The organism is Brachybacterium squillarum M-6-3 (genome assembly GCF_000225825.1).
Lineage (GTDB): Bacteria > Actinomycetota > Actinomycetes > Actinomycetales > Dermabacteraceae > Brachybacterium > Brachybacterium squillarum.
Genome location: NZ_AGBX01000007.1, coordinates 797242 through 809179 on the forward strand (window position 1 = coordinate 797242; position 11938 = coordinate 809179).

Sequence of the window (11938 nt, forward strand, 5' to 3'; positions counted from 1 at the left end):
CGACCCTACCTGCCCGCGCGGCCCCGTTCCGGGAGCGTCGGGGCCACGAACGCCCAGTAAGGACCCCATCGGGTGAGCAGGGCATGGACCAGCAGTGACAGGCCGATGGCGACGGCGGTGCCGGCGGGGACGATGAGCAGTTCGCCGAGGGCGCTGGTGCCCTCGGTGCCGCCGCCGGAGGCCTCCAGCGGGCCGAGGTCCAGGGCCGTGAGCGCGACGGTGAGCGGGTGGATCACGTAGATCGGCAGGGTGCGGCCGCCGAGGTAGCGGCCGAGGGCGGCGGCGCGGGGTCCGGAGGCCAGCGGCGGCAGCAGCGCCAGCACGGCGGTGAGGCCGCTGACCGAGGCGAGGGCCTGGGCGGTCAGCGCGGCCGCCGAGTCGACCGGGGAAGCGAGGAACCCGGCGGCGGCGAGCAGGAAACCGAGGGCCGCGGCGAGCCCGGGGAGCATCCGGCGGGAGCGCGGACGGCCGCCGGATGTCGTCTCGGTGGCGGTGGACGTGGCGGCGAGGATCCGTTCGCGACCCAGCACCCCGATCACGTACCAGAGGCCGGCCTGGGCGAAGCGCTCGAACCCGTGGGCGGCCTCCGCCGGCAGCACGGGGACCAGCAGCAGGGCCTCGCGCCCCGGCACCGCCAACACGTAGACCGCCGCTGCGATCCCGAGCATCAGCCGCGGTCGGCGGATCCCGGCGCGGGCCAGCAGGAACAGCAACGGCAGCACTACCAGGAACCAGTACAGACCGCCGGCCACGGGCAGCGCCCGCAGCTCCGCCCAGAGGTAGTCCAGCCGGTGCCCGGGCGCGTAGACGGGTCCGGTGGCCACGGCGTACAGCACGGTCCACAGCGCGGCCACCCAGAGGTGGTCCAGCACCCGGCCGCGGCGCACCTGGGCCCAGGGGCGGCGCAGGGCGGGGCCGGCGAGGATCCCGGAGACCAGGAAGAACAGGGGCATCCGCAGGGGGATCAGGGCGCGGCTGGTCTCCTGCCAGGCGCGGCCGATCGGTCCCGGGTCGGGGCCCAGCAGCGCCTCGGCGGCGCCGGTGGTGACGTGGTAGAGCACCACCAGCACGATGGAGGCGGCCCGGGCCAGGTCCAGCCAGGCGATCCGCGCGCCCGCGGCCGGGGCCGGGGCGGTCATCGGGAGGCCCGCAGGGCCTCTCCCTTGGCCAGCGCGATCTCGCGCAGCTCGGTCTGGAAGTCGGTCATCCGCGCGCGCAGCCGTGCCGCCTCCTCGCCGGTCCCGGCGGCGAGGATTCGCGCGGCCAGCAGGCCGGCGTTGCGAGCACCGCCCACGGAGACGGTCGCGACGGGCACCCCGGCGGGCATCTGCACGATGGACAGCAGGGAGTCCATGCCGTCGAGGTGCGTCAACGGGACGGGCACGCCGATCACCGGCAGCGGGGTGAGGGCGGCGAGCATGCCGGGCAGGTGGGCGGCGCCGCCCGCCCCGGCGATGATCACACCGAGGCCGCGTTCGGCGGCGCCGCGGCCGTAGGCGACCATGTCCTCGGGCATCCGGTGGGCGGAGACGACGTCCACCTCGACGGGCACCGCGAACTCGGCCAGGGCCTGCTCGGCGGCCTGCATCACCGGCCAGTCGGAGTCGGAGCCCATCACGATGCCGACGCGGGCGGCGGGGGCGGTCTGGGGGTCCTGCGCGGGGTGCTCGGTCATCGGGTCTCCTCGGAGGGGGTGGCGGGCTGCTCGGGGCCCTCGACGATGAGCCGCTCGGCGCGGTGGGCGCGCTCCAGCAGCTCGGCGGGGTCCTCACCGATCACCGTGACGTGGCCGACCTTGCGGCCGGGGCGCACGCCCTTGCCGTAGAGGTGGACCTTGATGCCGGGGTCGGCAGCCATCGCGGCCTCGGCGCCGGAACGCAGCTCGGGGGCGGAGCCGCCCAGCAGGTTCACCATCACGGCGGCGGGGGCCAGCGGGGTCACCTCCCCCAGCGGCAGACCGGCGACGGCGCGCAGGTGCTGCTCGAACTGGCCGGTGACGGCGCCGTCCATCGACCAGTGGCCGGTGTTGTGGGGGCGCATGGCCAGCTCGTTCACGGCGACCGTGCCGTCCGGCAGCTCGAACAGCTCCACGGCGAGCATCCCGACCACGTCGAGGTCGGCGGCGATGGCCAGCGCGAGGGCCTGGATGCGCTCCTGGGCGGCGGCGTCCAGCGCGGGGGCGGGGGCGACCACCTCGTAGCAGACGCCGTCGCGCTGCCGGGAGGCGACCACGGGGTAGGCGACGGCCTCCCCGTCGGGGCGGCGGGCGACCTGCGCGGAGAGCTCGCGGGTGAAGGGCACCAGCTCCTCGGCCAGCAGCTCCTCGTGGTCGGCGAACCAGTCCTCCACGGCGGCGGGGTCCTCGACGATGCGCACGCCGTGGCCGTCGTAGCCGCCGCGGGGGGTCTTCACGACCAGTCGGCCGCCGGTCGCGGCGAGCGCGGCGCGCAGGTCCTCCGGGGAGCCGAGCCGCCACCAGCGCGGGCAGGGGTGGCCGAGGGCGGTGAGCCGCTCGCGCATCAGCAGCTTGTCCTGGGCGTGGACCAGGGCCGCGGGGCCGGGGCGGACGGCGGCGAGGTCCTCGGCGAGCAGGCCCTGCAGGATCGGCGGCGGCACGTGCTCGTGGTCGAAGGTGATGACCTCGGACTCCGCAGCGAGGGCGCGCACGGCCTGCTCGTCGTCGTGGCGGCCGCTGCGGACGTGCGCGGCGACCTGGGCGGCGCTCTCGGCGGGGTCGGTGGCCAGCACGTGCAGCTCGAGGTCGAGCTCGACGGCGGCGGGGATCATCATCCGGGCGAGCTGCCCGGCGCCGACCACGCCGATCGTGCGGGCGGCCGGGGCGGGGGTCGCGGGCTGCGGGTTCTCGGAGGGCACCCGTCGATCCTAGGGGACGGCCGCGGGCCGCAGCGGCGGGGACCACGGCCGCGGGACGCGCCCGGGCGGGGCGGTCGCTCAGCCGCGGCGGCGGATGCGGCGGCGCACCACGGAGCCCTGCGGGAGCTCCCCGAGGTCGTCGTCGGGGGCGGACGGCTCGCTCTCCTCCCCGGGCGCCGTGATGAGGAAGACGCCGAAGGTGGTGGGGTTCTCGGTGAGCAGCTCCAGGCGGCCGCCGTCGTCCTCGACGAGGGTGCGGGCCAGGGCCAGGCCCACCCCGGTGCCGGAGGAGCTGGCGCCGGAGACGGAGCGCTCGAAGACCCGCTTGCCGAGCGCCGGGTCGATGCCGGGACCCTCGTCGCTGACCTCGATCACGGTGGAGTGGCCGTTGCGGCGCACCTTCACCGTGGTGCGGCCGCCGCCGTGCACCAGGGCGTTCTCGATGAGGGTGGCGATGACCTGGGTGAGGGGACCGGTGGAGCCCCAGACGGCGGCGCTGCGCGGCACCTGGATGCGCAGCTCGCGGCCGGCGGTGCGGTAGGCCGGGGACCACTCCTCGCTCTGCTGGGTGAGCACGGTGCGCAGCTCGACCACGCCCGGGGAGCGGTGCTGGGAGGCGCGCGGGGCGTTGATCAGGTCGTGGACCACCTCGGTGAGGCGGTCGATCTGCTCCAGGGAGATCCGGGCCTCCTCGCGCACCCACTCCTCGGAGCTGGTCGCGAGGATCTCGTCCAGGCGCATCGACAGCGCGGTGAGCGGGGTGCGCAGCTGGTGGGAGGCGTCCGAGGCCAGTCGGCTCTCGGCCTCAAGGCGCTCGGTGAGCATGGCGCCCGAGCGGGACAGCTCCTCGGCGACGTCGTCGATCTCGGCGATGCCGGAGTGCTTCCAGGGGCCGCGGGCGCGACCCCCGCCCATCTCCTCGGCGCGGCGGCTGAGCCGGGCCAGCGGCATCGAGATCCGCTGCGCCTGCCACAGGGAGACGGAGACGCCGATGGAGAGCGTGGACAGGCCCACCACGGCGAGGATCACGGCGGCGCTGGCGGTGTGGGCGCGCACGTCGGAGGCGGGGATCGAGACGGTGATGGTCTGCTGGTTGCCGCCCTGGGTGGAGGCCTGGGCGGGGTCCTCCCCCGGGTCCTCCCCCGCCTCGACGGTCCGCCCGTCCTGGAGCACCACGGTGATGTGGACGCTGTACTCGGACTGCTGGTCGACGATCTGCTGCAGCAGCGCCTCATCGACCTGCTCGCCCGCGTCGAGACGATCGTCGGTCTGGTCGCGGACCGAGTCCGCCACCACCGCGGCGCTGCTCTCGATGTTCGTGCGGGTGAGGCCGAACCAGGCGACGGTGAGCGGGATCCCCAGGATCAGCACCACCATGATCACGGAGAGCAGGGTGGCCTGCAGCACCCGGAGGCGCACGCGTCAGGACCCTTCGCCGGTCTCGAACCGGAAGCCGACTCCTCGCACGGTCGTGATGCGGCGCGGGCTGGTGGCGTCGTCGCCGAGCTTCCGGCGCAGCCAGGAGATGTGCATGTCCAGCGTCTTGGTGGAGCCCCACCACTCGGCGCCCCACACCTCGCGCATCAGGTCGTCGCGGGTGACGACGCTGCCGGCCTCGCGCACCAGCACGGTGAGCAGGTCGTACTCCTTGGCGGAGAGACTCAGCTCCTCCCCGTCGGCGTAGGCGCGGCGGGCGGAGACGTCGAGGGTGACGCCGTTGACGTCGAAGGAGTCGCCGCTCTCCTCGGTCGCCTGGGCGCGCCGCAGCAGCGCCCGGATGCGGGCCTGCAGCTCGCCGAGGCGGAAGGGCTTGGTCACGTAGTCGTCGGCCCCGGCGTCCAGGCCCACCACGGCGTCGACCTCGTCGGCGCGGGCGGTGAGGATCAGGATCGGAGAGAGCAGGCCGCCCTTGCGAAGGCGTCGGGCCACCTCGAGGCCGTCCAGGTCGGGCAGGCCGAGGTCCAGGATCACCATGTCCAGGCCCTCGCCGCCGGCGGCGATCGCGAGCGCGTCCATGCCGCGGGAGGCGCGGGTGACGGTGTACCCCTCGCGGTCCAGGGCGCGGGAGAGCGGGTCAGCGATGGCCGAGTCGTCCTCGACGAGTAGCAGTCGTGTCACGGGCGCCATCCTACGCGGTGACCCCTCGACGGCCGGGGCGAACCTGACAGTCCGTCCCGGTCCGTCCCGGGGGGGGTCAGAGCTCGAGGGCCAACGGGGCGGAGGCGTCGCGGTGCAGCTCGAGCACGTGGACCTCCCCGATGCCGGGCAGGTCGACGTCCTCCTCGGAGCCAGCGGCGAAGCCTCCGGGCAGGGCCGCCTCGACCGCCTCGGCGGTCTCCACGTCGGTGGTGACGGTGCCCGGGCGGGCGACGGACTCCATGCGGGCGGCGAGGTTCACGGTGGGACCGAAGACGTCCCCGTAGCGGGAGAACATCGACCCCCAGGCGAAGCCCACCCGCACCGGCGGGAGCGCAGGGTCCGCGGTGATGGTCTCGGCGAGACTCACGGCGATCTGCGCGCCGTCGGCCGGGGAGTCGGTCAGGAACATGATCTCGTCGCCGACGGTCTTGACCACGCGGCCGCCGCCCACGGAGATCACGTCGCGGCTGACGGCCTCGAAGCGGCCCACCACCTCGGCGAGCTGGGCGCCGCTGAGGTCCTGGGCGAGCCGGGTGAACTGCACCAGGTCGGCGAAGCCCACCGCGCGCTGCAGGGGGAACAGCTCGTCGGTGCCGCTATGCAGCACCTCGGAGCCGGCGCGGGCGGCGTAGGCGGCGAGCTGTCGCCGGAAGGTGAACATCACCTGCGACTCGAGGGTCTCCAGCAGCTCGGGGATCACCTCGAGCATGCGCTGGCGGGCCTCGGCGTCGCCCATCTCCTCGCTGTACTTGGCCTCGTCGACCAGGGCCTCGGTGATCCACATGGCCAGGCGCCCCATGTGGAAGCCGAGACCCCGGGTGATGGAGGCGAAGGCGCGCTCGGAGAGCACCCCCTCCTCGACCATCGCGGCGAGGTCGCCGATGGCGTAGGCGTCCTCCTCGGTGAACACGACGGTGTCCTCGTCCACCGGGGAGAATCCCAGGGAGCGCCAGTACACCGAGGTGAGGCGCTCCGGGATCTGCTGGTCCTCCAGCAGGTCGCGGCGGGAGTAGCGCCGGGGGCCCTGCAGCAGGGACCTCTCCAGGGCGCCGACGCTGCGGCGCACGGCGGCGAAGCGCCGGTTCAGATCCAGCAGCTCGGTCCCCTCCAGCGGGGTCTGTTCGAGGTCCGGGGAGGACTCCGGGGTGGACAGCGCGGGGTCCACGGGCGGATCGAAGGAGGGGGCCGCATCCGGCGAAGCCTGCGAGGGGTCCGCGAGGGTGCGCTCGGGGAGGGATCCCTCGTCCATGTCGGCCTCGCTCACGTCCTGCGCTCCGTCCTGCTGTGCTCTGCTCTGCTCTCCACCGGTCCGCATGATGCCGGTCCGCACGATGCGGACCCGCCATCCTCGGTCCCGCGCCTCGGAGACCCCTGGGTTCCTCCTCGGCGTCCGCCGGGAGGACGGCCTCAGGAGCCGTTCCGTGCGGCCTCCGGGCTGCGGAGGTGGCGGACGTCGCCGACGTCGACCGCGTGCCGGTGCCCGCGGGTGTCCTCGACGAGGAGTCGTCCGGCCTCGTCGACGCCGCGGGCGAGGCCGTCCCAGGCGGACGGGTCCTCCGCGCCGGTGGCGCCGAGCGGGTGCACCCGGACGGGGCGCCCCACTGTGAGACAGGTCATAGTGTAGCGGTCCCGCAGGCCGCTCGCCCGGGCCCTGCCACCGTTGGCCTCGAGCGCGGTGAGTTCCCCGGTGAGGCCGGTCAGCATCTCCTCGGCCAGGGCGCGGCGCAGCGCCGCCGTCGCCGCGCCTGTCGGGGACGGCCCGGGCAGCAGGCCGTCCGGACCGTACAGCCAGGTGGCGACGGGCACCGGCGCGCCGTCCGGACCGCGCACCGGGCCGAGCAGGTTCAGCCCGATGCCCAGCAGCACCGCGTCCGCCCCGCGCGCCTCGGCGAGGATCCCGCCGAGCTTTCGCCCCTCGGCGGTGACGAGGTCGTTGGGCCATTTCAGCCCGACGCCCGTCGCGCCCGTCACCGACCGCACCGCGTCGACCGCGGCGACGCCGACGGCGAAGGGGAACCAGCTGCGGGCGGTCGGCGGCAGGGGCGTGCGCCAGGCCAGGGTCAGCGCCAGGGAGCCCTCGGCCGGGGAGGAGAAGGGACGGCCCAGTCGCCCGCGACCGGCCGTCTGCTCGGCGGCGAGGACCGCGAAGGGCGCCCCCACCCCGCCGGACAGCCGGGCTGCGGCCTCGTCCTGGGTGGATCCCACCCGGGGCAGCTCGCGCAGCGGCGGCACCGGCCCGCGGGGAGCCGGGGTGGTCGTCGCCGCGAGGGGGTCCCGGGACCGGTCCGTCTCCATGGCTGGGCTCCTTCGTGCGGGGTCGGCGCAGCCCGGCGGGGACGAGAACGGGCAGGTGGCGCGCGGCTCCGCCTCGGCCGTCGGGGCCGATGGGTAGCGTAGTATCCCCGTGTCCTGACACCGGTTCGACCTGGCCCTCGCGGCCACAGTTGGAGGCTCCGTGACCGACGCCCCGCGGCCGCTCACCACCGCCCAGCGCCTCGACGACCTGCGCGATCGTGATGCCACCGCGGTCGCCGCGGCCCATGAGGTGGCCGTTCAGAAGCAGCACGCCCGCGGCAAGAAGACGGCCCGGGAGCGCATCACCGACCTGCTGGACGACGGCTCCTTCGTGGAGACCGACCGCTTCGTGCGCCACCAGGCCCGCAGCTTCGGCATCGACGCCAAGCGCCCCGACGGCGACGGCATCGTCACCGGTCACGGCACCATCGACGGTCGCCAGGTGTGCGTCTACTCGCAGGACTTCACGGTCTTCGGCGGCTCCCTGGGCGAGGCCCACGGCCGCAAGATCCAGAAGATCCAGGACCTCGCCCTGAAGACCGGGGTGCCGATCATCGGGATCCTCGACGGCGGCGGCGCCCGCATCCAGGAGGGCGTGGCGTCGCTGGCGATGTTCGCCGGGATCTTCCGCCGCAACACCCGCGCCTCGGGCGTGATCCCGCAGATCTCCCTGATCATGGGCCCGGCCGCCGGGGGCGCCGTGTACTCCCCCGCGCTGACGGACATCATCGTGATGGTCGAGAAGACCTCCCACATGTTCATCACCGGCCCCGACGTGATCCGCACCGTGACCGGCGAGGACGTCGGCTTCGAGGAGCTGGGCGGCGCCCGCACCCACTCCACCACCTCGGGCGTCGCGCACTACATGGCGCCCGACGAGTCCGAGGCCATCGAGTACGTCAAGGACCTGCTCAGCTACCTGCCGGCGAACACCCTCACCCCGGCCCCGGCCTACCCGGCGCGGCTGGACGAGACGCCCACCCCGCAGGACACGGCGCTGGACACCCTGGTGCCGGACTCCCCGAACCAACCCTACGACATGCTCACCGTGCTGCGCGCGGTGCTGGACGACGAAGAGTTCCTCGAGGTACAGCCCTCCTTCGCCCGCAACATCGTGATCGGCTTCGGACGGGTCGAGGGCCAGAGCGTCGGCATCATCGCCAACCAGCCCTCGCACCTCGCCGGCACCCTGGACATCGATGCCTCCGAGAAGGCGGCCCGCTTCGTGCGGCTCTGCGACGCCAACAACATCCCGGTGCTGACCTTCGTGGACGTGCCCGGCTTCCTGCCCGGCACCGACCAGGAGTTCGGCGGCATCATCCGCCGCGGCGCCAAGCTGCTGTACGCCTACGCAGAGGCCACCGTCCCGCTGATCACCGTCATCACCCGCAAGGCCTACGGCGGCGCCTACATCGTGATGGGCTCCAAGGAGCTCGGGGCCGACGTGAACCTGGCCTGGCCCACCGCGCAGATCGCGGTGATGGGTTCCCAGGGCGCCGTGAACATCCTGCACCGCCAGCACCTGCGCGGCGTCCAGGAGGACGGCGGCGACGTGGCCGGCGAGCGCGCCCGGCTGGAGGCCGAGTACGAGGAGCAGTTCGCCACCCCGTACACCGCCGCCGAGCGCGGCTGGATCGACGGCGTGATCCGCCCCTCCGAGACCCGCATGGAGATCGCCAAGTCGCTGCGGGCCCTGCGCACCAAGCGCGACGCCCTGCCGCCCAAGAAGCACGGGAACATCCCGCTGTGAGCGCGGACCCGGCAGCGGCCGCGGAGGGCGGGGAGGCCGCGGAGGCGCCCCGCGCCGATGTGCGCCTCTCCCGCGGGCGGCTCGCCCCGGACGAGCTCGCCGCGATCGCCGTGGTCGTCTCCGCGATGAGTGTCACCAGCCGCATGGAGGCAGAGGAGCGCGATCTCGCCGAGGGCATCGGCGGGGAGAGCTGCTGGGCCGACGCCATCCGCACCCACCCCCGCTCCCACGCGCTGCGCGGACTCGCCTCGGCCTCGGCCTGGCAGTTCTCCGACCGCTGACCCCGCCTGGAGCACACTGACGAGGCGCCGCCCCGGTCCCGCCGGGTGACCTGCGCGAGCCGCCGCCCGCGGCCCGGGACCGGCCCCTAGACTGCGGACATGCCCGATCCCTCGCGCCAGCCCTCCGCCCTGGACCGCCTCGCCGACGAGTACGTCGAGCAGCTGGTCCCCCGCGACCCCTACCTCGCCACCGCCCTCGGAGTGCCCGGGCACGACGACGAGGTCACCGACTACTCCCCCGCCGCCGAGCAGGAGCGCCTGGACCTGGCCCGCACCCTGCTGCGCTCCCTCGACGGGGTCGCCGACCAGGACGCCATCGACACGGTGACCCGGGCGGCGCTCACCGAGCGTCTCGGCCTCGAGCTGGAGCGCGCCGAGACCCACCGCGACATCGCCGCCGTCAACAACCTCCACTCGGTGCTGCAGCACGTGCGCAGCTCCCTGGACCAGATGCCCATCGACACCCCCGGGGACTGGGAGGTGATCACCCGCCGCATGGAGCGGATGCCGCACTCCCTGCGCACCTGGTCCGAGTCCCTCCACGAGGCCGCCGCGGCGGGCACCGTCGCGCCGCGCCGCCAGCTGCTGCTGGGCGCCGAGCAGGCCCGCGGCTACGCCCACGACTTCTTCCCCGCCTTCGTGCGCGGCGCCCGCGGCAGCCAGGCCCAGCAGGACGCCGCCGTCGCGGCCGCCGGCACCATCGGCCGCGGCTACGAGAAGATCGCCGAGGTCCTCACCGACCTCGCCGACCGTGCCCCGGAGGCCGACGCCGTGGGCCGCGAGGCCTACCAGCTGGACTCCCGCACCTTCCTCGGCGCCGAGATCGACCTGGACGAGACCTACGCCTGGGGCGTCGAGGAGCTGCGCCGCATCGTCGCCGAGCAGGAGCGGGTGGCGTCCCGGATCAACGACCGCCTCGGCACCGGCGGCGGCACCTCCATCCCTGCCGCCAAGGCCGCCCTGAACGCGGACCCCGCCCGCATCCTGCACGGCACCGAGGCCCTGCAGGCGTGGATGCAGCGGCTCTCCGACCAGGCCGTCGCCGAGCTCGCCGGGGACCAGTTCGACATCCCCACGCCGCTGCGCCGCCTGGAGTGCATGATCGCCCGCACCGGCGCCGGCGGCATCTACTACACCGGCCCCAGCGAGGACCTCTCCCGTCCCGGCCGGATGTGGTGGGACGTGCCGCCCGGGGAGGACGAGTTCGCCACCTGGGCCGAGACCACCACCGTCTACCACGAGGGCGTGCCCGGCCATCACCTGCAGGTCGGCATCCAGACCCTCCAGGGCCCCTCCCTGAACCGCTGGCGCTCGATGCTGTGCTGGGTCTCCGGCCACGGCGAGGGCTGGGCGCTGTACGCGGAGCGGCTGATGGAGCAGCTCGGCTACCTCGACGACGACGGCGACCGCCTCGGCATGCTCGACGCGCAGCGGCTGCGCGCCGGCCGGGTGGTGCTCGACATCGGGCTGCACCTGGGCCTGCCGATGCCCGCGGGCCTGGCGGGCTCCGCCGGAGGCGCCTGGAGCTACGAGAAGGCCTGGGACTTCATGAGCGAGCACTGGGGCGTCTCCGAGGGCCAGCAGCGCTTCGAGCTGCATCGCTATCTGGGCTGGCCCGGCCAGGCCCCCTCCTACAAGGTGGGCCAGCGGATCTGGGAGCAGCTGCGCGACCGCGCCGTCGGCGCCGATCACTCCCCCGCCGCGCTGCGCGACTTCCACGCCCGCGCCCTCGCCCTGGGCTCCCTGCCCCTGTCCGTCCTCCAGGAGGCCCTGTGACCGCCATCGATCCCAGCGCCCCTGCGCAGAAGGATCAGCAGGACCAGCAGGACGACGTGGCCTTCGAGCCCCTCCTGCTGCTGGCCTCGGCCTCCGCGGGCCGCCGCGCCACCCTCGCCGCCGCCCGCATCGCGCACGCCGTGCTGCCCGTCGACCTCGACGAGGAGGCGCTGCTGACGAGTGCCCGCGAGGCCGCCGGGGAGGAGACGCCCACCACCGAGGAGGAGGTGCTGCTGCTGGCCCGCGCCAAGGCGGAGGCCGGCACCGCCCGCTCCGAGGGCGGCTACGTGGTGCTCGGCGGGGACTCGATGCTGGAGCTGGACGGCGAGAGCGTCGGCAAGCCCCACACCCCGGAGGTCGCCGCGGCCCGCTGGCGCGCGATGCGCGGCCGCACCGCCGTGCTGCACTCCGGGCACTGGCTGGTGGACGACCGCGACCCCGACGACGGCGGCACCGGCGCCACCCTCGGCGCCGTGGCCAGCTGCGAGGTGAGCTTCGCCGACGTCTCCGACGAGGAGATCGAGGCCTACGTCGCCACCGGCGAGCCCCTCGGGGTGGCCGGCGCCTTCACCCTCGACGGCATCGCCGGTCCCTTCATCACCGGGGTGCACGGCGACCCGCACGCCGTGGTCGGCCTCTCCCTGCCGCTGCTGCGCCGGCTGCTCGCCGAGCTCGACCTGTCCGTCATCGACCTCTGGGAGCCGGACGTGCCCGGCACCGAGGAGGGGACCCCCGGCATCTGAGCCCCCGCCCGGTACTAGACTCTCCCATCGGCGCTCTCACACCGGCGGGACGTGCCCCGCCCCGTTACCTTGGGAGCACC

The 11938-nt window shown here is 74.6% G+C and carries 11 protein-coding genes; 4 read left to right on the forward strand and 7 right to left on the reverse strand.

Annotated elements, in window-relative coordinates:
- Window positions 1-5: 5 nt before the first annotated feature.
- From OM98_RS13295 to OM98_RS13325, 7 genes are all read right to left on the reverse strand, one after another.
- On the reverse strand, window positions 6-1139 hold the full coding sequence (locus OM98_RS13295; RefSeq protein ID WP_010535126.1) for an acyltransferase family protein: 1134 nt from the start codon (window positions 1137-1139) through the stop codon (window positions 6-8).
- Window positions 1136-1675: a 5-(carboxyamino)imidazole ribonucleotide mutase gene (gene purE, locus OM98_RS13300; protein WP_010535127.1), complete on the reverse strand. Its 540-nt coding sequence runs from the start codon at window positions 1673-1675 to the stop codon at window positions 1136-1138. The genes OM98_RS13295 and purE overlap by 4 nt, the downstream gene beginning before the upstream one ends.
- On the reverse strand, window positions 1672-2874 hold the full coding sequence (locus OM98_RS13305) for a 5-(carboxyamino)imidazole ribonucleotide synthase (protein ID WP_010535128.1): 1203 nt from the start codon (window positions 2872-2874) through the stop codon (window positions 1672-1674). The genes purE and OM98_RS13305 overlap by 4 nt, the downstream gene beginning before the upstream one ends.
- Before the next feature lie 78 nt (window positions 2875-2952).
- A complete protein-coding gene (locus OM98_RS13310) occupies window positions 2953-4293 on the reverse strand; it encodes an ATP-binding protein (RefSeq protein WP_010535129.1) in 1341 nt (446 codons plus the stop codon).
- A 3-nt stretch (window positions 4294-4296) separates the two neighbouring features.
- Entirely contained in the window at window positions 4297-5001 is a 705-nt protein-coding gene (locus OM98_RS13315; RefSeq protein ID WP_175285989.1) for a response regulator transcription factor, read from the reverse strand.
- Between the two features lie 67 nt (window positions 5002-5068).
- Window positions 5069-6277: an adenylate/guanylate cyclase domain-containing protein gene (locus OM98_RS13320; RefSeq protein ID WP_010535131.1), complete on the reverse strand. Its 1209-nt coding sequence runs from the start codon at window positions 6275-6277 to the stop codon at window positions 5069-5071.
- A gap of 143 nt (window positions 6278-6420) precedes the next feature.
- A complete protein-coding gene (locus OM98_RS13325) occupies window positions 6421-7308 on the reverse strand; it encodes a biotin--[acetyl-CoA-carboxylase] ligase (protein ID WP_010535132.1) in 888 nt (295 codons plus the stop codon).
- 160 nt (window positions 7309-7468) lie between these two features.
- Between OM98_RS13325 and OM98_RS13330 the strand changes: the two genes are divergently transcribed.
- The 4 genes from OM98_RS13330 (at window position 7469) to OM98_RS13345 (ending at window position 11858) form a co-directional block, all read left to right on the forward strand.
- On the forward strand, window positions 7469-9058 hold the full coding sequence (locus tag OM98_RS13330; RefSeq protein ID WP_010535133.1) for an acyl-CoA carboxylase subunit beta: 1590 nt from the start codon (window positions 7469-7471) through the stop codon (window positions 9056-9058).
- Window positions 9055-9339 carry an acyl-CoA carboxylase epsilon subunit gene (locus OM98_RS13335; protein ID WP_010535134.1) on the forward strand — a complete coding sequence of 95 codons (285 nt, stop codon included), beginning with the start codon at window positions 9055-9057 and terminating at the stop codon, window positions 9337-9339. Before OM98_RS13330 ends, OM98_RS13335 begins: the two co-directional genes overlap by 4 nt.
- A gap of 99 nt (window positions 9340-9438) precedes the next feature.
- Window positions 9439-11115, forward strand: coding sequence for a DUF885 domain-containing protein (locus OM98_RS13340; RefSeq protein WP_010535135.1), 1677 nt, complete (start codon window positions 9439-9441; stop codon window positions 11113-11115).
- A complete protein-coding gene (locus tag OM98_RS13345) occupies window positions 11112-11858 on the forward strand; it encodes a Maf family protein (protein WP_010535136.1) in 747 nt (248 codons plus the stop codon). The genes OM98_RS13340 and OM98_RS13345 overlap by 4 nt, the downstream gene beginning before the upstream one ends.
- The last annotated feature ends 80 nt before the right edge of the window (window positions 11859-11938 follow it).